The organism is Marinobacter sp. tcs-11 (genome assembly GCF_002049515.1).
GTDB lineage: Bacteria > Pseudomonadota > Gammaproteobacteria > Pseudomonadales > Oleiphilaceae > Marinobacter > Marinobacter nauticus.
Genome location: NZ_LLYU01000007.1, coordinates 73,391 through 96,184, shown reverse-complemented (window position 1 = coordinate 96,184; position 22,794 = coordinate 73,391). Strand labels below are relative to the sequence as shown.

At 56.8% G+C, this 22,794-nt stretch carries 23 protein-coding genes and 1 tRNA gene; 9 read left to right on the top strand and 15 right to left on the bottom strand.

Features of this window, described 5'->3' with window-relative positions; translation table 11 throughout:
• Positions 1–4 precede the first annotated feature (4 nt).
• Together ARC85_RS09930 and gloB are read right to left on the bottom strand one after the other, a co-directional pair.
• Positions 5–1,747, bottom strand: a complete 1,743-nt coding sequence (locus ARC85_RS09930) for a LysM peptidoglycan-binding domain-containing protein (RefSeq protein ID WP_113880111.1) — start codon at positions 1,745–1,747, stop codon at positions 5–7.
• Between the two features lie 169 nt (positions 1,748–1,916).
• On the bottom strand, positions 1,917–2,708 hold the full coding sequence (gene gloB / locus ARC85_RS09925) for a hydroxyacylglutathione hydrolase (protein WP_113880219.1): 792 nt from the start codon (positions 2,706–2,708) through the stop codon (positions 1,917–1,919).
• Between the two features lie 122 nt (positions 2,709–2,830).
• Between gloB and ARC85_RS09920 the strand changes: the two genes are divergently transcribed.
• The 4 genes from ARC85_RS09920 to ARC85_RS09905 all read left to right on the top strand — a co-directional run bounded on the left by ARC85_RS09920 (position 2,831) and on the right by ARC85_RS09905 (position 6,763).
• A complete protein-coding gene (locus ARC85_RS09920; RefSeq protein ID WP_113880110.1) occupies positions 2,831–3,640 on the top strand; it encodes a class I SAM-dependent methyltransferase in 810 nt (269 codons plus the stop codon).
• Positions 3,640–4,083 (top strand): ribonuclease HI, encoded by a 444-nt coding sequence (gene rnhA, locus ARC85_RS09915; RefSeq protein ID WP_011785020.1) that lies wholly within the window; start codon positions 3,640–3,642, stop codon positions 4,081–4,083. The genes ARC85_RS09920 and rnhA overlap by 1 nt, the downstream gene beginning before the upstream one ends.
• Before the next feature lie 52 nt (positions 4,084–4,135).
• Positions 4,136–4,846, top strand: a complete 711-nt coding sequence (dnaQ, locus tag ARC85_RS09910) for a DNA polymerase III subunit epsilon (RefSeq protein WP_153739912.1) — start codon at positions 4,136–4,138, stop codon at positions 4,844–4,846.
• A gap of 210 nt (positions 4,847–5,056) precedes the next feature.
• Positions 5,057–6,763 carry a FimL-related protein gene (locus ARC85_RS09905; RefSeq protein WP_153739911.1) on the top strand — a complete coding sequence of 569 codons (1,707 nt, stop codon included), beginning with the start codon at positions 5,057–5,059 and terminating at the stop codon, positions 6,761–6,763.
• A gap of 84 nt (positions 6,764–6,847) precedes the next feature.
• Here the strand turns inward: ARC85_RS09905 and ARC85_RS09900 are convergent, their stop codons facing one another.
• On the bottom strand, positions 6,848–7,162 hold the full coding sequence (locus tag ARC85_RS09900) for an SCP2 sterol-binding domain-containing protein (protein ID WP_011785017.1): 315 nt from the start codon (positions 7,160–7,162) through the stop codon (positions 6,848–6,850).
• 232 nt (positions 7,163–7,394) lie between these two features.
• Between ARC85_RS09900 and sohB the strand changes: the two genes are divergently transcribed.
• Complete coding sequence (gene sohB / locus ARC85_RS09895; protein WP_286714759.1) at positions 7,395–8,456, top strand: protease SohB; 1,062 nt, start codon at positions 7,395–7,397, stop codon at positions 8,454–8,456.
• A 49-nt stretch (positions 8,457–8,505) separates the two neighbouring features.
• On the opposite strand, the gene ARC85_RS09890 is transcribed toward sohB, so the two are convergent.
• The 4 genes from ARC85_RS09890 to metH all read right to left on the bottom strand — a co-directional run bounded on the left by ARC85_RS09890 (position 8,506) and on the right by metH (position 14,956).
• Complete coding sequence (locus tag ARC85_RS09890; protein WP_022991198.1) at positions 8,506–9,012, bottom strand: DUF934 domain-containing protein; 507 nt, start codon at positions 9,010–9,012, stop codon at positions 8,506–8,508.
• Positions 9,005–10,657, bottom strand: coding sequence for a nitrite/sulfite reductase (locus ARC85_RS09885; RefSeq protein WP_153739909.1), 1,653 nt, complete (start codon positions 10,655–10,657; stop codon positions 9,005–9,007). Before ARC85_RS09885 ends, ARC85_RS09890 begins: the two co-directional genes overlap by 8 nt.
• A 351-nt stretch (positions 10,658–11,008) precedes the next feature.
• Positions 11,009–11,242: a DUF2970 domain-containing protein gene (locus tag ARC85_RS09880; protein ID WP_014421407.1), complete on the bottom strand. Its 234-nt coding sequence runs from the start codon at positions 11,240–11,242 to the stop codon at positions 11,009–11,011.
• Between the two features lie 15 nt (positions 11,243–11,257).
• Positions 11,258–14,956: a methionine synthase gene (gene metH, locus ARC85_RS09875; RefSeq protein ID WP_153739908.1), complete on the bottom strand. Its 3,699-nt coding sequence runs from the start codon at positions 14,954–14,956 to the stop codon at positions 11,258–11,260.
• A 238-nt stretch (positions 14,957–15,194) separates the two neighbouring features.
• Here metH and nfuA point away from each other — a divergent pair, with 238 nt between their 5' ends.
• The 3 genes from nfuA to ARC85_RS09860 all read left to right on the top strand — a co-directional run bounded on the left by nfuA (position 15,195) and on the right by ARC85_RS09860 (position 17,558).
• On the top strand, positions 15,195–15,782 hold the full coding sequence (gene nfuA / locus ARC85_RS09870; protein WP_011785011.1) for a Fe-S biogenesis protein NfuA: 588 nt from the start codon (positions 15,195–15,197) through the stop codon (positions 15,780–15,782).
• Positions 15,783–15,965: 183 nt separating this feature from the next.
• Entirely contained in the window at positions 15,966–17,177 is a 1,212-nt protein-coding gene (locus ARC85_RS09865; protein ID WP_194841878.1) for a DUF445 domain-containing protein, read from the top strand.
• 21 nt (positions 17,178–17,198) lie between these two features.
• A complete protein-coding gene (locus ARC85_RS09860) occupies positions 17,199–17,558 on the top strand; it encodes a hypothetical protein (RefSeq protein ID WP_153739907.1) in 360 nt (119 codons plus the stop codon).
• Between the two features lie 22 nt (positions 17,559–17,580).
• On the opposite strand, the gene ARC85_RS09855 is transcribed toward ARC85_RS09860, so the two are convergent.
• The 5 genes from ARC85_RS09855 to ARC85_RS09835 form a co-directional block, all read right to left on the bottom strand.
• On the bottom strand, positions 17,581–17,907 hold the full coding sequence (locus ARC85_RS09855; protein ID WP_153739906.1) for a TusE/DsrC/DsvC family sulfur relay protein: 327 nt from the start codon (positions 17,905–17,907) through the stop codon (positions 17,581–17,583).
• Positions 17,908–17,910: 3 nt separating this feature from the next.
• Positions 17,911–18,198 (bottom strand): sulfurtransferase complex subunit TusB, encoded by a 288-nt coding sequence (gene tusB / locus ARC85_RS09850; RefSeq protein WP_153739905.1) that lies wholly within the window; start codon positions 18,196–18,198, stop codon positions 17,911–17,913.
• Positions 18,199–18,207: 9 nt separating this feature from the next.
• Positions 18,208–18,558, bottom strand: coding sequence for a DsrE family protein (locus tag ARC85_RS09845; protein ID WP_153739904.1), 351 nt, complete (start codon positions 18,556–18,558; stop codon positions 18,208–18,210).
• Between the two features lie 2 nt (positions 18,559–18,560).
• The gene (gene tusD / locus ARC85_RS09840) at positions 18,561–18,971 is read right to left on the bottom strand and encodes a sulfurtransferase complex subunit TusD (protein ID WP_153739903.1); all 411 of its coding nucleotides are present in this window, start codon (positions 18,969–18,971) and stop codon (positions 18,561–18,563) included.
• Positions 18,972–19,071: 100 nt separating this feature from the next.
• The gene (locus tag ARC85_RS09835) at positions 19,072–19,773 is read right to left on the bottom strand and encodes a Bax inhibitor-1/YccA family protein (RefSeq protein ID WP_153739902.1); all 702 of its coding nucleotides are present in this window, start codon (positions 19,771–19,773) and stop codon (positions 19,072–19,074) included.
• A gap of 263 nt (positions 19,774–20,036) precedes the next feature.
• Between ARC85_RS09835 and ARC85_RS09830 the strand changes: the two genes are divergently transcribed.
• Positions 20,037–20,127, top strand: a tRNA-Ser gene (locus ARC85_RS09830).
• Between the two features lie 282 nt (positions 20,128–20,409).
• Here the strand turns inward: ARC85_RS09830 and ARC85_RS09825 are convergent.
• The 3 genes from ARC85_RS09825 to ARC85_RS09815 are packed head-to-tail and all read right to left on the bottom strand — an operon-like array spanning position 20,410 to position 22,780.
• Positions 20,410–21,363 carry a 5-oxoprolinase subunit C family protein gene (locus ARC85_RS09825; RefSeq protein WP_286714758.1) on the bottom strand — a complete coding sequence of 318 codons (954 nt, stop codon included), beginning with the start codon at positions 21,361–21,363 and terminating at the stop codon, positions 20,410–20,412.
• Positions 21,360–22,043, bottom strand: coding sequence for a 5-oxoprolinase subunit PxpB (pxpB, locus tag ARC85_RS09820; protein WP_286714756.1), 684 nt, complete (start codon positions 22,041–22,043; stop codon positions 21,360–21,362). The genes ARC85_RS09825 and pxpB overlap by 4 nt, the downstream gene beginning before the upstream one ends.
• Entirely contained in the window at positions 22,040–22,780 is a 741-nt protein-coding gene (locus ARC85_RS09815; RefSeq protein WP_286714755.1) for a 5-oxoprolinase subunit PxpA, read from the bottom strand. The genes pxpB and ARC85_RS09815 overlap by 4 nt, the downstream gene beginning before the upstream one ends.
• Positions 22,781–22,794 lie beyond the last annotated feature (14 nt).

Genomic DNA, 22,794 nt, shown 5'->3' with positions numbered 1-22,794 from the left:
CACGTTACGGACTGTTTCTTATGTCCACGTAGAGTACCAGACTTTGGCCGGGTTGGAGATAACGGTCCGTATTAAGATCGTTCCATGATGCGATGTCACGCACATTCACCGAAAACCGGCTGGCGATGGCGGACAGGGAGTCGCCGCTGCGAACCCGGTATCCTACCTTGCGCACCATGGCCTTGCCACGGGTATTCGAAGCTACCATGGTCGGCTTTGAAGTTTTCGACCAGATCACCAGCTCCTTGCCTGGAATCAGGGGGTCTCCCGGTGCCATGCCATTCCAGGCAGCCACTTCCCGAACCGAAACCCGGTGCTCCCTGGCGATATCCCAGAAGGTATCGCCCCGGCGCACGGTGTACCGTATCTTGTTGCCGCTGCGCTTGCGATCCTGTGTTCGCTCCAGTCGCTGGGCCTGGCTTAGCGCATAGGCGTCGGAGCCCTTGGTGGAAGACGGAATCAGCAGTTGCTGGCCAATCCGGATCAGGTCACTGTTGAGTTTGTTGACCTGTTGAATGACCGATGGGGTAGTGGAGAACTTGCGGGCAATAGTGTTCAGGCTGTCACCCTTGCGGACTTTATAGTTCTGCCAGGATACACGCTGTTCGCTTGGGAACTCTGCCAGTGCGGTTTGGAATGCCTCGGCCTGTTGCTTGGGTACCAGCAAGCGATGGGGGCCATCCGGATTGGTTGCCCAGCGATTGTAGGACGGGTTCAGCAGATAGATTTCATCAATATCCACGCCGGCTAATTCTGCGGCCTGGGCCAGATCCAGCTGGGAGCCGGTATCCACCACTTCGAAATACGGTTCGTCTTTTAATGGTGGCAGGTCGATACCGTGGGCTTTCGGATCGTCGAAAATTTTTGCCAGGGCAATCAGTTTGGGCACATAGTGGCGGGTCTCCGTCGGTAATGTCAGAGACCAGTAATCTGTGGATTTTCCGGCGTTGCGGTTACGACGCATGGCGCTGGATACGGTCCCGCCCCCGGAATTATAAGCGGCCAGGGCCAGGGTGTAATCGCCATCGAACCGGTTGGCCAGGCGCTCCAGGTAAGTCAGGGCAGCATCGGTAGCCGCAATCACGTCCCGTCGGTCATCATGCCACCAGCTTTGGGTCAGCCCGAAGTATTTGCCGGTAGACGGGATGAACTGCCAAAGCCCGGCAGCGCGACCGTGGGAGTAGGCAAAAGGATCAAAGGCGCTTTCTACCACTGGCAACAGAGCCAGTTCGCTGGGCAGGCCGCGTTTTTCGGTTTCATTGATAATGTAATGCAGGTACCGGGAGCCTCTTTCCACCACGCGATCGATGTAACGGGGGTGGCGCACGTACCAGTCCAATTGAGCCTGTACCCTGGCATTGTCGACGGAGTGGTCCATGGTGAAACCGGCGCGAAGTCGTGACCACAGATCGTCTGTTCTGGTGGATGCGTCGGATTGTCGGGCGGGATTGTCCAGTTTTTCCCGAGCTTGCTGGGCCTTGGCCTGAAGTTCCGGGGAGATGGCGTCATCTAATGGTGCCCCGCTGGCACTGTCCTCTCCATTGCCGGCAGCGACGTCAGCCTTGAGGTCCTCATCGCCCTTGGCAACAACCACTTGCTGTGAGTCCAGGGGGTCTTTTTGCTGATTCTCTTCCTCGGTCCCGAACCAGGCCGAAGGTGTATGCCAGTTTTCGGCGATCTGACTGGTACTGCAGCCGCTGAAAAGGGTTGACGCGAGAAGGATGAAGGGCAGTCGTTTTACCGGCATAAACACAGGGTTCCGGGTGGAGCCGGCGGGTATCTGTAAAAATAGCCGGCATATTTAACAGGTTACGTTCGATAATTGCTCGAAATTCTATGGGAGCGTTTTCCGGGCGGTCAAGCCGAGCCATGTTACGGCTGTGAGATAAATTGTTAAGCAGTGACCGCCCGCACGCTCAGAAGTTATCCTTGCCGTGGCGCACGGCTGCAAAAACCGCACAATCCGAGCCGGTGGCAAGGCGGTGTGTGGTGCTGTAATTCTCGGCGGCCTCTATGACCATGGCATCATCCCACCGAAGGAATGGATTCAGCTGTTTCTCCTGGCCGATCGTGGTCGGCACGGTTGGCTTACCCCGTTCCCGAAGGTCTTTGCAGGCGTTCTCAAACTCGGCCAACGCCTTATCTTCGGGTAGCCAGTGACGGGCGAAGCGAAGGTTTGCCAGGGTGTATTCATGAGCACAGTATACTGCAGTGTTATCCGGAAGGTCCCGCAGGGTCTGGAGCGAGGTATGCATCTGCTCCGGTGTGCCTTCGAACAGTCGTCCGCAGCCGCAGACAAACAGTGTGTCGCCGCAGAATAGAACGGGGTTGTCATTTACCTGGGTGTCGCTGTAATAGGCAATATGATCCAGTGTATGGCCGGGAACTGCCAGGACATCGAACGTGATGCCTTCCCAGACGACTTCATCGCCGGCATGGACCGTGTTTGTGGCACCCTTGAAGGGTGAATCCGTCGGCCCAACAATACGGATGTCCGGATACTGTTGCTGAAGCTCTTTCACGCCGCCGGTGTGATCCGGGTGGTGATGGGTGAGCAGGATGGTGTCTGCTGAGAAACCGCTGTCACTGAGATAGTCCAGTACCGGCTTTGCCTGGCCGGGATCGACTATCAGGGTCTTGCCGGACTCAAGGTTGGTAAGGCACCAGATATAGTTGTCTGAGAATGCCGGAACCGGATGAATGCGCAAGGTGGCCACCCCATGTGTTCAATGAATGTGCCTGTTATGATAATGCAACAACGGGTACAGCCCAAGGAGCGGCAGGTTGCGCGAGCAATCAAGCCTTTAGTGGATCGGGTAGGGGAGCCAGCGTGACAACCAGCGGCGTGATTGACTATTCAGCACGACATGAGAGCTTTGAGCGTTGGGTGCAGACCCCCCTCGGCCGCTCCCTGCTGGCCAGCCAGAGAGCGGTGCTTGATAAGGAACTGCAAGGCCTTACGGGGGCAAGACAACTTCAGGTCGGCCTGAGTCACCGATTGCCTTTGGCGAGTGGTACCGATTTTGCCCAGAAGATTATTACCTGCCCGGCCTGGCATGCCCATATGCCAGAGGGCGTGGCGGTTTGTGACGCCGACGAGCTGCCGTTTCCCGGTGATTCCATGGATCTTGTGATCCTTCATCATACGGCCGATTTCTCTCCGGATCCGCACCAGGTACTTCGCGAGTCCGCCCGTGTATTGCGAGGTGAGGGGCGCATCGCTCTGGTTGGGTTCAACCCCCTCAGTCTCTGGGGCGCACGCAGGCTGGTTTCCCGCCATCGGTTTGGCCCCTGGGGTGGTCGGTTCCTGATGCGATCACGAATGGAGGACTGGCTCAGGTTGCTGGGGTTCGAGCTGGAAAACAGTGGCACCTATTTCTGTACCCTTCCGCTGCAGCGAAAACACGGGGCATCCGGAAGACGGCAGCGTTTGGCCGCCAGTAGCCGCCCTCATTTACTGCCCACGGGCGCCTATTACTGTATCCTTGCGCGCAAACGCGAATACGCCGGGATCCGGACCAGGGCATCCTGGCGCAAGAGCAAGGTGATTTCTTTGCCCGGAACCGTGGGGGTATCCAGTGGCTGTGCCAGCCATAGCTCAGGCAGGGTGGACAGGCGTGGAACAGAACAGGAGCAGTAATGGCTGGTAAGGTAGTGATGTATACCGACGGAGCCTGTAAAGGTAACCCGGGCCCCGGGGGGTGGGGTGTTGTGTTGCGCTATGGCGATGCGTGCAAGACCATGCACGGTGGCGAGTTGCAAACCACCAACAACCGAATGGAGCTGATGGCGGCCATTCGAGGCTTAAGGGAGCTCAAGCGCGCTTGCCAGGTGGAGTTGTATACGGACTCACAATACGTGCGCAAGGGCATTACCGAATGGATGAGCGGCTGGAAGCGCAATGGCTGGAAAACCTCGGCAAAGAAACCGGTCAAGAATGCGGATCTGTGGCAGGAGCTCGATGCTGAAACTGCCCGGCACACCGTTAACTGGCATTGGGTGAAGGGTCATTCAGGGCATCCTGATAACGAGTTGGCGGATGAGTTGGCCAACCGCGGAGTCCGCGAACTGAACGGGGCCTGAACCCTGGCCCCTGGAAAACCGATTAATGAGCAGTGAGTGAGAGCGCAGTTGCATGAGACAGATCGTACTGGATACCGAAACCACGGGTATTGATCCGAACGAAGGTCACCGCATTATCGAAATTGGTTGTGTGGAAGTGATCGAGCGCGAGCTGACCGGTCGCAACTATCACGTATACATTAACCCTGAGCGGGAGGTAGAAGCGGAGGCTATCACCGTTCACGGTATCACCAATGAATTTCTGGCCGACAAGCCAAAGTTTGCGGAGGTTGCCGACGAGTTCTTTGAGTTCATCAAGGGTGCAGAGCTGGTCATCCATAACGCCGCGTTCGACGTGGGCTTCATGGACTCCGAATTCGCCCGTCTGAAACCGGTTCGGAAAACAGCAGACCATTGCGGCATTGTCGATTCACTGGCCATTGCCAGGAAAAAGCACCCGGGCCAGAAAAACAATCTCGACGCCCTGTGCAAGCGTTATGGAGTGGATAACTCCAACCGTGACCTTCACGGGGCATTGCTGGACGCCGAGATCCTGGCAGACGTCTATCTGCTGATGACCGGCGGCCAGACCGCGCTTTCCCTGGATGCCGGCTCCGGCGATGAAGGTGGCGATGGCGGTATTCGCCGAATCTCCGGTGAGCGCGCGCCTTTGGCGGTGGTTCGGGCCTCCAGTGATGAAGCCTCGGCCCATGATGAGTTCATGGCGATGATGGAGAAGCAGGCCGGAGAAACGGTGTGGTCCCGGTTGCAGGCAACAGAATGAGAACCACGTTCAGCTGTACCATTTGTTACATTCCGGCTTTCTTGAGCTACTTGAGTTTTGTGTTATAAGTAATGATAAGTTCGCCAGTTTTTTGCGAACCGTTCAGGTATGGGCAAGGGCTGCCTCGCTGAACAGGAAGGACCTGCCCGTATGCAGGCTGCAGTTCATGAACAGGATGCGGTAGTCTCCGCAAATTAACAGGAAGCGTTTATGGTTCAATCGTCTCTGGCGACGAAATCGCAGTCGTTTGATCTGGTCAAAAGTGAAATCGAACAGACCATCAAGCAGGCAGAATCCAGCCTTGAGCGCTTTCAGGAAAACCGCGAGAGCGGGGAAGATCTGCAGAACTGTGTTGATTACCTGAACCAGCTTCGGGGAATCTTCATTCTGGTGGAGCTCCGGGGCGGAACCCTGCTTTGCCAGGAAGCGGTTAATCTCGCCAATGATGTTCCGGTTGGTGCCAACGACGACAAGAATATACTGCTGACAGCACTTAACAGCGCGCTGTTCATTCTCCGCCGTTACGTCGAGTACTACCATCAGCAACGTGAAGATCATCCCGAGCTGCTGCTGCCCGTGATCAATGATCTGCGTGAAGCCCGTCGTGAGAAACCTTATCCCGAATCCTGCTTCTTTGATATCGACATCAAGGAGCGCCCGGACTTTTGCAGCGATCTGGGGCTCAGGCCCATGGATGATGCAGAGTCTGAATATGAAATCCTGGCCCGTCGCATGCGCCTGACCTTCCAGGTGGCACTGCTCGGCATTCTCCGCGAGCGCAACGAAGCGGTTAGCAAGAAGCTCATTGCCAGGGCTGCCCGTGGTCTCGCACGGCTGTGTCAGGGAGCGCCTATGGGGCAGATGTGGTGCCTGCTGGCGTTGGTCTCCGATACCATGCTGGATCGTGCCATGGGCTTTAGCAAGGCCCGCAAGCGTCTGCTGATGCGAATCGAGAAATACGCTCGGGAAGTGGTATATGTCGGCAAGGTAGCTACCGCCAAGGATGCCCCCGAATCGCTGATCAAAGATCTGATCTATCTGCTTTACCGCAGTGGCTCAGCCAACCCTGAGGTGACGCGGGTACTCTCTGCTTATCAGCTCGGTCCTGCCGAATTCCCGGACGCACTTCTTGAGGCTCATTCCCGGCGCCTCTATGGCCCTGGCACGGACGTGCTCAAATCCCTGTCTGAAGCCTTGCAGGAAGAGCTTAATCAGCTGAAAGACAAGCTGGACATCATTGAGCGCGGAATAGAACCGGATCTGGCCGAACTTGCCTCGATTGCCGATACTCTGGAGCGCCTGGCCAATACGCTGGTGATGCTCGATCTGAACCGCCTGGCCAGTATTTCCCGTGAAGAAGCGGCCAAACTGCGTAAATGGGAAGAGGAAAACCGCCTGCCGGCGGAGGAGGAGCTCTATCGTCTGGCGGATTCCGTGCTGGGGGTGGAAGATGCCGTCATGCAGATTGTCACTCGCGGCATCACCTCAGAGACCGACGCCCTTGCCGGCGCAGAACGGAGCCGGGACGAATCCGTGTACCTGCAGGAAGCCATCTGGGTTGTGGCGGATGAGGCCCGTAGTGCGTTGACCCTTGCCAAGCGAGCGATCACAGCATTTATCGAATCCGATTACGACAAGCTTCATCTGGCCAATCTGCCGGGGACACTGCGCAGTATCTGGGGTGGCTTGCAAATGGTGGACGACCCGATCGCAGCGGACGTCATTGCCAGGGTCGCGACGTCTATTCAGGAGCGCCTGCTGGATGCGCGCGAAGCCCCTGCGTCTCAGGTTCTGGAAGCGCTGGCGGATGCGCTCACCTCGCTCGAGTACTACATTGAAGGCGTCGGTCGGCGGGAAGACAGGAATGTAGACCTGCTCAAGCTGGCTCAGAGTTCGCTGGATGACGTCGGTCTGTAGACGCCAGGGTGGCCCGAATTTCTGAATGGCATAAAAAAACCTGCGGTTTGCGCAGGTTTTTTTATAGCTGGTGTTTAACCGGGCTCAGCCCATGTTGAACAGTTCACCCAGCTTGGTTGCCAGCATCATGTCGCCTTCGGCGCGTAGCTGACCAGCCATGAACGCCTGCATGCCGTCGGTCTCGCCAGAGACGATACCCTGCAGGGTTTCAGAGTTCATGATCAGGGTAACAGAAGGATCGTCGTGTGCGCCTTCGTGCAGCTTGCAGGTGCCGTCATTGATCACGAGGTGGTAAGTCTTGTCGTCTTCGATGTCGAACTGGAATACCAGGTCCAGGCCCTGTGCTGCGTCTGCGTTGAAGTTCTGTTCGAGTTTTTCAAATACCTGAGCTACAGACATTGTTTTACCCTTTTTGATGGTTGTCTTGTCATGGTGGTGACGACTAGTGATCCCTGGCAGAGGCAGCCTGTACAGCAGCCGGGGTAGCGCCAACCTCGCAATCCGACTTTATGGTTAGAGCCGGTTCGTGTCAAGCTTGATCGAACGCTTGTTTTAATTTTATCGCGGGCTTATCAGGCCTGTGCCGAGGCGGTACACTTCGGGGTTTGCAAATACGTGTGGAGACTGCATTTTGGAATTTCTGACCGAATACGGCCTGTTTCTCGCCAAGGTGGCGACTTTCGTGGTGGCGGCGATTGTGCTCGTGTCCATCATTGTCTCGGCAACCCAGAAAGACCGGGACGATCACGAAGGTGAGGGTGAGCTGAAAATACGCAAGCTGAACGATCAGTATCGCCGGCTCAGAGAGTCAATCCAGGCCAGGTTGATGACAGACCAGGAACGAAAGGCTTGGCAGAAGAAAAAGAAAAAAGAGGACAAGGCTGAAAAGAAAGCCGCGAAGAAGCAGCCAGAACCTGACGCTACCGAAGAGAAAACGGCGCGGGTTTACGTGCTCGATTTCGACGGTGACATTAAAGCCAGCGATACCGATACCCTGCGGCGTTCAGTGTCGGCGGTTCTGAGTGTTGCCAATCCGGAAACGGACGAAGTGGTTATCCGCCTGGAGAGCGGCGGTGGTCTGGTTCATGCCTATGGGTTGGCGGCAGCCCAGCTGGATCGTGTTCGCAGCAAAGGCATCAAGTTGACTGCCTGCGTCGACAAGGTTGCGGCCAGCGGCGGCTATATGATGGCCTGCGTGGCTGATAGCATTATTGCTTCGCCGTTTGCCGTGCTCGGTTCCATCGGGGTGGTGGCGCAACTCCCGAACTTCCACCGGTTCCTGAAAAAGAACGACGTTGACTTTGAGGTGCTCACCGCGGGTGAACACAAGCGAACGCTGACAATCTTTGGTGAGAATACCGATAAGGGACGCCAGAAATTCCTCGAGGACCTGGAGGATACCCATGTCCTGTTCAAGGAGTATGTGAGTGAGCGGCGTCCGGATCTGGATATTCAGGCGGTTGCCAATGGAGATATCTGGTTCGGCAAGCGCGCTCTGGACGTGAAGCTGATCGATGAGATCAAAACGTCTGACGAATACCTGATTGAGGCTTGTGAGCGGGGAGACGTGATCTCAGTGTCTTTCCAGCGCAAACGTACACTGCCGGAAAAGCTCGGTTTGGCTACCAGCGCGGCGCTGGAACATACCGTCTGGAAAGTGTTGAGTGCGTTTCGGAATCAAAAAATGCAGTAAACCAGAACTGAACACCAGCGCATGACGACTCATGCGCTGGTGATTGGTCTCAGGAGGCCCGGCGGCGGAACAGGGGCTGGTCCGTGTCGGTCGCAGCCTGGTAGGTCTGGGTGAAGAAGCTCAGGCACTTCGGTGCCTTTGCAATGTCCTTGTCAGCGCGCAGTACGTAGCTGTCAAAGCCACAGCGCTTCATGAACTGAAGCTGGTCAAGCAGAACATCGCCAATGGCTCGCAGCTCGCCGCGGTACCCGAACCGTTCACGTAGCAAACGGCCAATGCTGTAACCACGGCCATCGACAAAGCGCGGGAAATTCACCGCGATCAGTGGCAATTCATTCACTTTCTCGCCAAGCAATTCCGGCTCATCGTGGCTGTCAAACCAGACACCCACTGAGGGCTTTGCGGCAAAGTGCTCATGGCCGGCCAGCCACAGATCTGCCGGAATCAAGACCGGCTTATCTTCAGGAATATCCATGGATTCACCCGCCGCAGGGCGGGGCACCACAACCCAGTCGTCATTACGAATCGTGCCGTCAGCGGCAATTACATCAGGCATATACCCGCTCCTTGAAAGGATCCAGACCGACCCGGCGATAGGTGTCCAGGAAGGTTTCCTCTTCCGTCCGGTTTTCTACGTAAACATTGATCAGCTTGGCGATGACCTCTGGCATTTCCTCACGAGCGAAGGACGGCCCCAGAATCTTGCCGATGGTGGCGTCGTGGTGTGACGATCCACCCAGGCTGATCTGATAGAACTCTTCGCCTTTCTTGTCGACGCCCAGAACACCAATATTGCCCACGTGGTGGTGGCCACAGGCGTTCATGCAGCCTGAAATGTTCAGGTCGATGGGACCGAGGTCGTACAGGAAGTCCAGGTCATCAAAACGACGCTGGATTGCTTCAGCCACAGGAATCGACTTGGCGTTGGCCAGGGCGCAGAAATCGCCGCCGGGGCAGCAGATAACGTCGTTCAGTGTGTTCAGGTTCGCCGTTGCGAAGCCCAAAGGCACAAGCTTTTGCCAGAGCTCAAACAGCCGATCCTGGCGGACGTCTGCCAGCACCACATTCTGCTCGTGAGTGGCCCGGGCTTCGCCGTAGCTGTACTCATCCGCAAGGTCGGCAATCTGCTCCAACTGGAAGTCGGTGACATCCCCCGGGGGCGTACCGGTCTTCTTGAGTGTCAGGGTCACAATGGCGTAGCCGGGCTTTTTGTGACTGTTGACGTTGTGGGTCAGCCACTTGTCGAACTCACGGTTCTCAAAGCGCTGCGTTGCCAGCAGGTCGGTGGCATTGTCCAGTGCATCATAGGACGGCTCAGTAAAGTAGCCCTGGAATTTGGTCACCACCTCCGGTGTCAGCCTTGAAGGAGAGTCCTTGATGTGGGCCCACTCTGCTTCCACTTTCTCGGCGAAGCCTTCCGGGCTCAGTGCCTTAACGAGAATCTTGATACGCGCCTTGAACTTGTTGTCACGGCGGCCGTAGCGGTTGTAAACCCGGACAATGGCTTCCAGGTAGGTCAGCAGATCCAGTTCCGGCAGGAAGTCGCGGATGACCGGGCCAACCATGGGGGTACGGCCAAGTCCGCCACCGACGTGCACCCGGAAGCCGAGTTCGCCCTGGTCATTGCGCACCAGCTGCAAGCCGATGTCATGGACCCGGATAGCCGCACGATCCGTGTGTTCAGAGGCATTCACGGCAATTTTGAATTTACGTGGTAAAAACGCAAATTCCGGGTGGAATGTCGACCACTGGCGAATAATCTCGCAGTAGGGGCGAGGATCAGCAATTTCGTCCACCTGGACACCGGAGAACGGGTCCGTGGTGGTGTTCCGGATGCAGTTACCGCTGGTCTGATTTGCGTGCATTTCCACTTCCGCCAGCTCAGCCAGGATATCGGGCACGTCTTCCAGGTTCGGCCAGTTCAGCTGGATGTTGGTGCGGGTGGTGAAATGAGCGTAGCCTTTATCATAGTCCCGGGTTACGCGTGCCAAACGGCGGAGCTGCTCGGAGCGAAGCATGCCGTAAGGGATACAGATACGGAGCATGGGTGCGAGACGCTGAACATAAAGTCCGTTCTGCAGTCGAAGTGGAAGGAATTCCTCTTCAGACAGCTCACCAGCAAGGGCGCGCTCGGTCTGGTCACGGAATTGGGCAACACGCTCTGCGGCTATCTGCCGGTCGTGCTCATCATAAACGTACATAGTGGAACGTCCTGCCTGCTACATCAGAAGAGCTAAAATTTACGGCCGGGTTTCATGGACCGGGCCTTATTCCTGCGAGGCAGGATACCATCGTGTTTTTATTCTCAAAATGATTATTTCAACATAACATTATCGATTCAGGTGATAAGTGATCGCCGCCGGAACTGGACGAATGTCAATTTGCTGCTTTACTTGATCGGGAAAGCCAGAAAAACAACAACTTCGGGTAGGAAGGAGGAAGTGCCATGAAAAAATCCGTGCAATCAGACAGTCAGGCCGATGCAGTGGCGGCGGTATTGCTCGTGCTGCTGGCAGTGGCCTTTGCGGTGGTCTGGGTATCCGGGCAGTAGGCTACTGCCCGGCCAATACCAGTTTGACCACGATGATCAGCCCGCCCACAAACGCGACGGTAAACAGAACGCCGGCAACGATATAGGGCAGCGGGCTGTGGTGTGAAAAGTCTTCCTGGCGGCGCTTGTCAGACTGCACACCGAAAGCGCCGGCAAGGATGCTTTGCATGATCTTCAGAACCCCCGGGCTGCGGGGGCGTTCATTGTTATTGTTGTTTTCGGTCACGTCATTCATGGAATACGCCTCAGGTTATTCCGCCGGATCGTACGCCAGGCTTGGCATCAACCAGCGTTCAGCCTCAGCCTTGGTCAGGCCTTTGCGTTCAGCATAGTCCTCAACCTGATCAACGCCAATTTTGCCAACGGCAAAGTACTTGGCTTCCGGGTGGGCGAAGTACCAACCGGAGACTGCTGCGGTTGGATACATGGCAAAATGCTCCGTTAGCTGCAGGCTGGTGTTAGCGGTGGCGTCCAGCAGTTTGAACAGTGTGGCCTTTTCAGTGTGGTCCGGGCAGGCGGGGTAGCCGGGGGCCGGGCGGATACCACGATAGCGTTCCTTGATCAGGTCCTCGTTGGCCATCTGTTCATCGGTGGCATAACCCCAGAATTCCTTGCGCACCCGTTCGTGCATGCGTTCGGCAAAGGCTTCGGCCAAGCGGTCTGCCAGGGCCTGCACCATAATGGCGCTGTAGTCGTCGTGGGCGTTTTTGAACTCAGTGGTCAGTTCGTCGACGCCGATGCCGGTGGTCACCGCAAAGCCGCCCACGTAATCGCCCAGATGCAGACTCTCCGGCGCCACGAAGTCGGACAGCGCCATCATTGGCTTGCCCGGAGCCTTCTCATCCTGCTGACGCAAATGGTGCAGGGTAGTCAGCTCTTCGGTTCGGGACTCATCGGTGTACACCACAATGTCATCACCCCGGCGATTGGCGGGCCAGAACCCGATAACGCCTCTTGCGGAGATCCGCTTTTCCCCGATCATCTGTTTCAGTAGTTTCTGGGCATCGTCAAACAGGGTACGGGCGGCGTCGCCACGCTTCGGGTCGTCAAAAATGGCCGGGTATTTGCCGGCGATGTCCCAGGAAATAAAGAACGGTGTCCAGTCGATGTAGTCCACCAGTTCGTTCAGATCATACTCTTCGAACACCCGGACACCGGTAAACGCAGGCTTGGGCGGCTGGTAGTTCTCGAAATCGATTTCCGGTGCACGGGCACGGGCTTCTTTCAGCGACACCAGCTTGGTGCGGTCGCCACGGTTCTTCCGGCGTTCCCGGATTTCATCATATTCGGTGCGGGCTGCTTCCACGAAAGCCGGCTTGGCGGTCTTGCTCAACAGCTGGGACGCCACGTTCACACAGCGGGAGGCATCAGACACGTAAAGGGCGATGTCGTTCTTGTACTGGGGCTCGATTTTGACCGCGGTGTGGGCTTTGGAAGTTGTCGCGCCACCAATCATCAGGGGAATTCTGAAATCCAGGCGCTGCATTTCCCGGGCCACGTGCACCATCTCATCCAGTGACGGTGTGATCAGGCCGCTCAGGCCAATCATGTCGACATTTTCTTTTCGGGCTGTTTCCAGAATCTTTTCACAGGGCACCATTACGCCAAGGTCGATTACCTCGTAGTTGTTGCACTGCAGGACGACGCCAACAATGTTCTTGCCAATGTCGTGTACGTCGCCCTTGACCGTGGCCATCAGTATCTTGCCCTTGGCCTGCTGGTCTTCGGTTTTCTCAGCTTCGATGTACGGAATCAGGTGCGCCACGGCCTGCTTCATCACCCGGGCGCTTTTGACCACCTGGGGCAAGAACATCTTGCCGTCACCGAAAAGATCGCCAACCACGTTCATGCCGGCCATCAGCGGGCCTTCGATTACCTCGATGGGGTGGCTGGCGTTTTGCCGGCAGGCTTCCGTGTCGTCAATAATGTAACTGGTAATGCCTTTAACCAGGGCATGCTCCAGGCGCTTCTCAACGGGCCATTCACGCCAGGCAAGGTCTTCCTCTTTGGCCTGGCCGCCTTTGCCTCTGAACTTTTCGGCCGCTTCGAGCAGGCGATCGGTGGAGTCATCCCGGCGGTTCAGAACCACGTCTTCCACCAGTTCTTTCAAGTCAGGCTCGATCTCGTCATAGATCACCAGTTGGCCGGGATTCACGATGCCCATATTCATGCCGGCCTTGACCGCGTGATACAGGAAAACCGAGTGGATGGCCTCACGCACCGCATCGTTGCCGCGGAATGAGAACGAGACGTTGCTTACGCCGCCGGAGATAGAGGCGTGGGGGCAGTGCTCCCGGATCCAGCGTGTGGCGTTGATAAAGTCCACTGCGTAGTTGTTGTGCTCCTCAATACCGGTAGCAATGGCAAAGATGTTGGGGTCAAAAATGATGTCGGCCGGGTTGAAGCCGATGCCGGTCAGCACATCATAGGAGCGTTTGCAGATTTCAGTCTTGCGTTCGAAGGTATCGGCCTGGCCGTCTTCGTCAAAGGCCATCACCACCACCGCAGCGCCGTAACGCATGCAGTCCCTGGCACGTTTGATGAACTCCTCTTCGCCTTCTTTCAGGCTGATGGAGTTCACCACGGCCTTGCCCTGGATGCAGCGTAAACCCGCTTCGATCACGTCCCACTTGGACGAGTCGATCATGATCGGTACGCGGGAAATGTCTGGTTCAGAGGCCACCAGGTTCAGGAAGGTAACCATCACTTCCCTGGAATCCAGCATGCCCTCGTCCATGTTGATATCGATGATCTGCGCACCGTTCTCAACCTGGTCCCGGGCAACGCTCAGGGCTTCTTCATATTGCTCTTCCTTGATCAGCCGCAGGAAGCGCTTGGAACCGGTTACGTTGGTGCGCTCACCGACGTTGATGAACAGGGTGTTTTCGTCACCGGTGAACGGTTCCAGGCCGGAGAGCCTGAGTGCTTTCGGGCGTTCAGGAATTTGTCTCGGCGGGTACTTGGCCACGGCCCTGGCGATGGCTTCAATATGGTCCGGGCGCGAACCGCAACAGCCGCCAATGATGTTGAGAAAGCCGTCTTTGGCAAAGCCTTCAATGATCTCGGCCATTTCCTCCGGGGTCTGGTCGTATTCGCCAAACTCGTTGGGCAGCCCGGCGTTGGGGTGGGCTGATACGTAGGTTTCGGCCTTGTTCGACAGTTCTTCCACATAAGGCCGCAGCGCGTCCGCGCCAAGAGCACAGTTCAGACCCACGGAAATCGGCTTTGCGTGGGCAACCGAGTTGTAGAAAGCTTCGGTGGTTTGCCCGGAAAGTGTTCGGCCAGAGGCATCGGTGATGGTTCCGGAAATCATGATCGGCAGCTCAATACCACTGTCGATAAAGAACTGCTGGGTCGCGTAGATTGCCGCCTTGGCGTTCAGAGTGTCGAAAATGGTTTCGATCAGAATAAGGTCTGAGCCGCCCTCGACCAGGCCGGAGACCGCCTCGTAGTAATTGTCGACCAGAGTCTGGAAATCCACGTTCCGGTAACCGGGATTGTTCACATCCGGTGAAATAGAGGCGGTGCGGGAGGTGGGGCCCACGGCACCGGCCACAAACCGCGGCTTGTCGGGATTCCTGGCGGTGAACTCGTCGGCGATTTCCCGTGCCAGCTTCGCCGCAGCCACGTTCAGTTCCCTGGCCAGCTCTTCCAGACCGTAGTCGGCCTGTGACAGCTTGGTGGAGTTGAAGGTGTTGGTCTCGATAATGTCGGCGCCGGCATCCAGATAATCTGCATGGATGTTGCGGAGCAGGGCAGGCTGGGTAAGGTTCAGCAGGTCATTGTTGCCCTGGACTTCCCGTTCGTAATCCTTGAACCGATCGCCCCGGAATGCGGCCTCATCCAGTTTCTGGTTCTGGATCATGGTGCCCATGCCACCATCAAGAATGACAATCCGCTCCTTGAGGGCTTGGTGCAGCTGTTCCAGGCGTGTATTGCGATCGGTCATAGAAAACTCTTCCGGGTGTCGTTATTAACGTCGTGTTTTACGTTTTGGCGCGGGATCATAGCAAAAATGCTGAAAGGCGTCTTAGTACGGATGATCATTATCAAGTTCCGTTTTGCCTGTCCGCCGTTGGGATAAGGGAAACTGATTACCCCATTAATGCCCGACTATTTTACTTGGTCTTTTATGTTCCGGCGATCTCTCATAAAATGTCAGTCACACTTGATAACAGGTAGGAAGCATGGCTCTGGTAACTGTGACTGATTCCGCAAGGGATTATCTTGCGCAACTGATTGAAAAGCAGGACGTTGAAGGTATGGGCGTACGCATTTTCGTGACCCAGCCCGGCACCCGCAACGCAGAGACCTGTCTGGCATACTGTCCGCCCAATGAAGTTGTGCCAACCGATGAGCAGGTCAACCTGGAGAAGTTTACTCTGTATCTGGACCATAATTCGGTGCCGTTCCTGGAAGACGCATATGTCGATTACTCCAAGGATCAGATGGGCGGGCAACTGACCATCAAGGCGCCTAATGCCAAGGTGCCGCAGGTGGCTGATGATGCGCCCCTGCCGGAGCGTGTGAACTACGTGCTGGCCTCTGAAATCAATCCCAACCTGGCAGCTCATGGCGGTGATGTTTCGCTGGTTGAGATTGTTGACGAATCGGTTGCGGTGTTGCGCTTTGGTGGCGGGTGCCAGGGCTGCTCTGCGGTCAGCCTGACGCTGAAGCAGGGTGTCGAGAAGACACTGAAGGAACGCGTACCTGAAATCTCCGCGGTGCGTGATGTGACAGACCACTCGAATACCGAAAACGCTTACTATCAATAAGTTGCACCCTTCCTCCGGCAGTCGCCCCTTCTCTGGCGGCTGCCAGAAACACCTGCCTTGCCTGGCTACACGGCCAATGGCCTGTTAAGCGCAATACTTCATTATCGGTCACATAAACAGAATCAAAGGCCGGGTATTATCCGTGCCGTGTGAGCGAATGCTTTTTCTATTTCGGGGTAACGCTTGACTGACCTTGCTCTTGTGTCCGTGCCTGTAATGGCTGCCGTGGTGGGATGGTTCACTAACTGGCTCGCCATTCAGATGTCCTTTCATCCTGTCCGGTTCATCGGCGTTGGGGTTATTGGCTGGCAAGGGGTAATTCCGCGCAAGGCCGAGAAAATGGCCCACATCTGTATTGATCGCACCCTGCAGAAGTTTGGCGACCTGAATTCTGTGTACCAGAAGCTGGAGCCCAACCGCATTGTGGAACAGGTGGTGGCTCAGGTGACGCCCCGCATGGATGAGTACATTGACGAGGTCATGTACGAAATCCAGCCGGTACTCTGGGATAATCTGCCGCTGTTTGTTCGGGCCCGGATCTATCAGTGGGCGCGGCAACAGCTACCCAATCGGGTAGAGGAGCTGGTGGAGGATTTTGGTGACGATCTTGATGAGCTGGTCGATCTCAAGGCGCTGTTGAGTCGGGAGTTGCAGAACCATCCGGACCTGATGAATCGTATCTTCCAGCAGGCCGGTGCGGTTGAGCTCAGGTCGGTTATTAATCGGGGCGCTATCATCGGAGCGGTGATGGGTGCCGCGTTGGCGCCGGTTTCCGTGTTCTACCCCCAGCCCTGGTTACTGCCGGTGGGCGGGTTCTTTATAGGCTTCGTGACTAACTGGATTGCCATCAACCTGATTTTCGCTCCGGTACGTCCGCGCAGAGTGCTGTTCTGGCAATTGCAGGGGCTGTTCCTGCGTCGGCAGGATGAAATCAGCGATATATGGGCGCGTCTGGTGGCGGAGGAATTGATCACGGTCGAGAAAGTCGCCGATGCCATGATCAACGGTCAGCATGGTGACCGTACCCGCGCCATCATCCAGAAACACCTGCGCCCCATGCTCGACAATTCCATGGTCATGAAGCTGGCGGCCCAGGTGTCTGTGGGTATGACCGGTTACACCGAGCTCAAGCGTGTGATGAATCAGAAAGCGGTGCTGGCCACGCGGGATGTATTCAGTGATCCCGCTTTCAATCGTGAGCGTGCACCAGTCGTCGCGGGGGTGCTGGCCAGCCAGATGAAGGCCCTGCGACCGGAAGAATTCCAGGACATACTCAGGCCGGCGTTCCGGGAGGAAGAAATTCAGCTGATGTTCGTGGGTGGCTTGTTTGGTGCAGTGGCCGGGCTCGTTCAGTTTCTTGCCATGACCGGCTTGCCCCGGGCCGTACTGGGCTAACCACACCAGGGAGAATAGCGTATGCCAGTTTGGGCACAGATCCTCACACAGATTTTTTTGACAGCGTTCGCCGTAACGGCTGTTCTCTTCGCGTTCTGGTTCTGGGTGGTAAAGCCATGGCTGGCTGAGCGCATTCAGGATTTGATTGATACCGCCAATGAGATTGAGCCGAAGGTGACCAGCGGCGTTCAGAAGGGTGTTGCTGAATCTATCCGGCAGATACCCCAAAGCGCCTGGGACGGTGCCACCAGGGAATCCACTCGCCAGTTCCTCAAGTTTGGTTCAAACCTGTTTGAAAACGGGCTGAGCACTTTTCTGGGGGCCGCTGCCGAAGAACAGCAAGCCAATCAGGCGCGGTCAGCCGAAAAGCGCGACAAGTAACAGTGCGATATCTTCCACTGGCTCAGAGGCAATTCGTAGGACGAGGCAGTCCGGCAATCCGGCAGGCAGTTTTGGCGGGTGTTCCGGGGAACAGTGTCATCAGGTAGATGCTGTCTCCTTTCTCGTCCCCCAGCGCCTCTCTCACGGCCTTCACGAACAAACGGTTCGATGGCGGTGAAATTTCATGCTGTTTATAAAAATTCCTTAGAAAATATATGATTTCCCAGTGTTTTTCCGTTAACTCAATGTCGTCTTCCTGAGCGATTTCCCAGGCTACCTCATCGGTCCAGGTGGCCGCGTCCTCCAGAAAACCCTCGTTGTTTCTCTCAGGCGAATTCGAAGCACTCATGGTTTACCAGTTGATGATTCGTGAATGATTAACGGTCAGCTGCACAAAACCGGCGTAGTCGACCAGTTGATCTGCGGGCACGCGATTGGCCACGGCGCGCGCATTTGCGTCCGCCTCCAGGCCATAAGAAGCCCCCGGCAACTCCTTTCCGCGATCGAGCAGCGCCAACACGGCATCTTCAATCAGCAGTAGCGTGTCACCCTGTTGAGCAGATGCCAGACAATGCCGGAATCTGGCGTGTTCCGGAGCTTTGTTGATGATGTGCAGGGTTGCGGTCGTGTTTTCAGGCATGACAGGGTCCTATCCGGCAAAAACAACGCGGGAAAACTGGCTCAGGGTTTCGGAAATCGACTCCGACGGCATGCTTCCTGACAGCAAATCGTCGAACTCCAGTCCATATTGCGCGCATGCTTGGGCATCCACCAGTATCTGTTCAACGCCGAACAGGGCGGCCGCAGAGAGGTTCTTCGCCACAGATTTCTGGCCGACGGCATCGGCGGCCTGGCCTTTGCACAGCCAGTTGACGCCAGCCCCCAGAAACAGCATGGCGGCGGGCTGGTCGAAGGCCGCCAGGGAGAAGGTCATGTCCAGCGCGTCTCGTCCTGCCCAGGAGCCATAGGGTGGCTGATCGATCACAATCAGGGTGGTCATGGTCAGTGTGTCCCGTGAAAATAAAGAACCCGGTTGGACTTCAGGTTTCCCTCTACCCACTCGCCAAGACCGGCAATTTCGAAGGGTGCCCTGAGATTGCTGGCAGTCAGCTCGTAACGGGCCTGTTCGGTCTTATCGACAATGCCGCGGCGCAGGGCTGAAGCAATGCAGGCGACCGCTGTGATGTTGTTCCCGGAAAGGAATTCAGACCACAGTCGCGGCCAGTGTTGCTCATCGGAGGGAGGAGCGCTCAGGGCTGACGCCAGGTGTACGCCATCGCCATACAGGAACACCCGGTCGATACGGTGGCCCGCTTTCAGCAGGGCCTGAGCGAATGACAGGGCAGTCTGGGGAGCCTGTGTTGCCCAGGGGGCACCGGTAATCACGAGTGTGTAACTGAGTGGCTGAGGCATGAATCTGGATGCTGACTGATGGAAACCCTGCAAGTGTACCTAAAGCAAAAACCCCGGCATAGGCCGGGGTTTTCTCAAGGCGTTGGGCTGAGTGTACTGATCAATCTTCGCCGCTGAACGCTGACAGCAGGTGCAGCAGGCTGACGAACAGGTTGTAGATGGACACATACAGGCCTACGGTGGCGATGATGTAGTTACGCTCGCCACCCTTGATGATCTGGCTGGTCTCGAACAGGATCATGATCGAAGCGAAGATCGTGAAGCCTGCGGAAACGGCCAGGTGCAGAACTGAGCTCTCCATGAAGAACGCCAGCAGCATGGCGCCAATCAGCACGAATGCACCAGCGGTCAGGAAGCTGGACAGGAAGCTGAAGTCCTTCTTGGTGATGATGGCGGTTGCGGACAGGCCCACGAACGCGACGGCAGTCAACGTCAGTGCCTGAGCAACAATCTGTGAGGCGCCTGCAGCAACAAACGCACCGATGATCGGGCCAAGGGTATAACCCATAAAGCCGGTCAGTGCGAAGGTGGTGACGATGCCCCAGGGGCTGTTCTTCAGCTTATAGGTGGCAAACAGCAGGCCGATGTAGCCCACGATGGTAATCAGGAAGCCCGGGTGCGTGCCATTCATGTTCAGGAACGCGGTCACGGCTGAAAACGCCAGGGTCATACCGAGCAACATGTAGGTGTTGCGCAACACCTTCATGGCGTCGTCGCTGATACCTGCCGCTGCGCGACTGGTTTCGCTGGCCGGCGAGTAGGCCGCCTGGTTGTTCTGAACGCCGAAACGTCTGTCTTCCATTGTCATCTCCGTTTAGTGCTCTAGTGCAACTGGATACTGTAGACCATCATAATGTCGAAACCGCAACTTTCAATCATTTACGACAGAGAAACACCAAATGGATTCCATTAAAACGCGGTAATCTTGTCTAAGCTCTGACCAGAAGCCACGGAATTTGCTTTGTTTTTCTTGCAGGGCGTTGACAGAGGGGGCAAATCCGGTATCATTCCTCCCGCTGTCGACAAGGCAGCTAGCCGAAGCGTTTCCCGATGCTTCGACAAGACGGTGGGCTGGCAGAGTGGCTGAATGCAGCGGTCTTGAAAACCGCCGACGGTTAATAGCCGTCCCGGGGTTCGAATCCCTGGCCCACCGCCATTTTTCTTCTTGTTTTTCCTCTTGATACCCCAATATCCTGGTTACACCAATCCCTCCGTTGGATTCCAAACACCACGCTTCATATCCGGGAGATTTCATCCATGGCTGAAGAACCGGAAAATCAGGAACAGTCAGATCGCAAAAACCGCCGATTTGCCGTGTCAGCCAATCGAGGCAGGGCGAGCCATCGCGTGCGTTATGTCGAGACGGGTGGGGCGGCCGTGGATACGGAAGAATGCACTTTTTGCCAGGCTGTTCCCGACCTTGAGCATGCCGGGGAAATCAAAGCCACTCAAGTGCCTGGCCATTCTGACACCAGCGAGTGTTCTGATAGTGAAGTTCAAAAAGCCGACGCTGATTCTGCGCCGTAGCCAGATCGCATAATTCGAACCGGACACGGCCACCGGGTAGTTGCTGAGCCAGGCGGCTGCAATCCAGCGCTGGTACCACGCCGGGCTTGGGGTACCCTCCAATCGTCTGGCCATCGTTCAGTAGCACGATAGGCTGACCATCGCCGGGAATCTGAACGGATCCGTGGGCAATGCCTTCGGAGATGATGCCGGGCGGTGGTGAGGCCAGAGCCGCCCCTTGAAGCCGGAAACCCATCCGGTCAGATTGATCGCTCACGGTGTAGCTGCTCGTTGTCAGCCGCAGGATATCCGTACGCTGAAACTGTGAGTATTGATAGCCCGGTATCAAGCCGATAACCACCTCTGAACTGAAATCAGGGCGCTGGTGCGCGGGCACTTCCCGGCTTGGCACTTTTCGTTGCGGTTCCCGTGGTACTAGTTTATCTCCTGTCTTTAACGGGCCCCGGCCCTCGAGCTTTTCCCGAACAACCACCGTACGACTGCCGAACTGCTCCGGCGAATCCAGTCCTCCCGCCACGGCCAGGTAGATAAGCCGGTTGTGAGCCGAATGGCTGATGGCCAGCTCGTCGCCGTCGTTCAGGTTCAAGGTTCGCCACAGTTCAACGGGTTCGCCGTTCACGGTCACGCTGGTTCTGGCGCCGGTGACGGCAATCTGGAGCGAGCCGTGGGCAATGGCGCAGAATCCGCCCAGCATGATTTCCAGGCAGGCGGCATCGCGAGGGTTGTCCAGCAGCTTGTTGGCCCAGGCATAACTAACCAGGTCAAGGGCGCCGCCTGCGGCCAGCCCGTGGTGGCGATAACCCCGGCGACCACTGTCCTGCACAGAACTTTGCACGCCGGGATGAATGACGTCCAGCCAGCTCATGGAATGAGCTCCCCACCGGCGGCCAGAAACGCCTCCCGGCTGATGGGTGTAAAGCGCACCCGATCGCCGACCCTGAGGAGCGACAGGTTGGTTGGGTCAAAAAGGCGTGTCGGGCAGCGGCCGATCAACTGCCAGCCGCCCGGAGAAACCTGCGGGTAAACTGCTGTCTGCCGATTGGCAATACCAACGCTTCCGGCGGGTACCTGTTTGCGCGGAGTGGTTTTCCGGGGTGCGGCGATGCTGGGGTCAACCTGCCCCATAAAGGCAAAGCCGGGGGCAAATCCAAGCGCATGCACCCGGTATTCAACCGAGCTGTGTCGACGAATCACTTCCTCGCAATCCAGGCCGCTTTCCGAGGCCAGCCACTGCAGGTCAGGCCCGGTCTCGGCACTGTAATACACCGGCAGTTCCACCAGGCGGCTTTTCAATTCCGCCGTGTGCGCCTGTGTGCTCAGCCTTTGAATGATGGGCCTGAGTTCGGCGGTTACCTGCCGGAAATCGATGAGCATGGGGTCGTACACCACCATCAATGTGGTGTATGAGGGCACCATATCCACCAGCCAGTGAAAACCGGAACGACGGATGCTGTCGACGAGGCTGGCAATGCGAGCGGGCAGGGTATCGTCAATGGCCGGGGCCAGGGTAATCAGGATGGTGTCTTCGGAAACCGGTTCAATCATTGGCCGGATTTGCCGAGCGCCTTGCGGATGGCTTTGATCGCCTCCAGTGCGGCATCATTGTCGCCATGCACGCACAGGCTGTCGGCGGGAAGCTCAAGCCAGTGGCCGGTGGTACTGAACACACCACCTTTGTCAGCAAACGACTTTGCCTGGCGAACGATGATGTCCGGATTCTCGTGCACGGCTCCGGCCTGGCGCCGGGAAACCAGCTGGCCTTCGTCATCGTAGGCACGGTCAGCAAAGGCTTCCAGCAGCAGGGGAAGGCCAACATCGGCCGCCATCTGCTGATGTTCGCGGTAATTGCTGGTGACCGGAATCATCAGTGGCAGATCGGTCCGGAAGGTGCGTACGGCGTCCATCACGGCGCGAAGCAGTTTGTTGTCCCGCATCATGTCGTTATTCAGGGCGCCATGGGGTTTGACGTAGCTTATCGTCAGGCCTTCACTCCGGCACATGCCTTCGAGCGCCCCGAGCTGATACAGCATCAGGGCTTCGATCTCTTCCGGCGTGTGGTGAATCGAGCGCCGGCCGAAGCCGGGCAGGTCGTGATAGGACGGGTGAGCGCCAACCGCCACGTCATGGGCAGCTGCCAGTGCCAGTGTTTTGCGAATCACCATAGGGTCTGCGGCGTGAAAGCCACAGGCCACGTTGGCCATGTCGATCAGGGGCATAACCAGGTCGTCCTGGCCCATTTGCCAGGCGCCGTAGCTTTCCCCCAGATCGCAATTCAGTCTCATGGCACCGTCCTGTT

Bases quoted from the DNA above. Each gene is read 5' to 3' on its own strand.
- ARC85_RS09930 (WP_113880111.1), bottom strand. From the start codon at position 1,747: ATGCCGGTAAAACGACTGCCCTTCATCCTTCTCGCGTCAACCCTTTTC.
- rnhA (WP_011785020.1), top strand. From the start codon at position 3,640: ATGGCTGGTAAGGTAGTGATGTATACCGACGGAGCCTGTAAAGGTAAC.
- dnaQ (WP_153739912.1), top strand. From the start codon at position 4,136: ATGAGACAGATCGTACTGGATACCGAAACCACGGGTATTGATCCGAAC.
- ARC85_RS09905 (WP_153739911.1), top strand. From the start codon at position 5,057: ATGGTTCAATCGTCTCTGGCGACGAAATCGCAGTCGTTTGATCTGGTC.
- ARC85_RS09900 (WP_011785017.1), bottom strand. From the start codon at position 7,162: ATGTCTGTAGCTCAGGTATTTGAAAAACTCGAACAGAACTTCAACGCA.
- ARC85_RS09890 (WP_022991198.1), bottom strand. From the start codon at position 9,012: ATGCCTGATGTAATTGCCGCTGACGGCACGATTCGTAATGACGACTGG.
- ARC85_RS09885 (WP_153739909.1), bottom strand. From the start codon at position 10,657: ATGTACGTTTATGATGAGCACGACCGGCAGATAGCCGCAGAGCGTGTT.
- ARC85_RS09880 (WP_014421407.1), bottom strand. From the start codon at position 11,242: ATGAATGACGTGACCGAAAACAACAATAACAATGAACGCCCCCGCAGC.
- metH (WP_153739908.1), bottom strand. From the start codon at position 14,956: ATGACCGATCGCAATACACGCCTGGAACAGCTGCACCAAGCCCTCAAG.
- nfuA (WP_011785011.1), top strand. From the start codon at position 15,195: ATGGCTCTGGTAACTGTGACTGATTCCGCAAGGGATTATCTTGCGCAA.
- ARC85_RS09860 (WP_153739907.1), top strand. From the start codon at position 17,199: ATGCCAGTTTGGGCACAGATCCTCACACAGATTTTTTTGACAGCGTTC.
- ARC85_RS09855 (WP_153739906.1), bottom strand. From the start codon at position 17,907: ATGAGTGCTTCGAATTCGCCTGAGAGAAACAACGAGGGTTTTCTGGAG.
- tusB (WP_153739905.1), bottom strand. From the start codon at position 18,198: ATGCCTGAAAACACGACCGCAACCCTGCACATCATCAACAAAGCTCCG.
- ARC85_RS09845 (WP_153739904.1), bottom strand. From the start codon at position 18,558: ATGACCACCCTGATTGTGATCGATCAGCCACCCTATGGCTCCTGGGCA.
- tusD (WP_153739903.1), bottom strand. From the start codon at position 18,971: ATGCCTCAGCCACTCAGTTACACACTCGTGATTACCGGTGCCCCCTGG.
- ARC85_RS09835 (WP_153739902.1), bottom strand. From the start codon at position 19,773: ATGGAAGACAGACGTTTCGGCGTTCAGAACAACCAGGCGGCCTACTCG.
- ARC85_RS09825 (WP_286714758.1), bottom strand. From the start codon at position 21,363: ATGAGCTGGCTGGACGTCATTCATCCCGGCGTGCAAAGTTCTGTGCAG.
- pxpB (WP_286714756.1), bottom strand. From the start codon at position 22,043: ATGATTGAACCGGTTTCCGAAGACACCATCCTGATTACCCTGGCCCCG.
- ARC85_RS09815 (WP_286714755.1), bottom strand. From the start codon at position 22,780: ATGAGACTGAATTGCGATCTGGGGGAAAGCTACGGCGCCTGGCAAATG.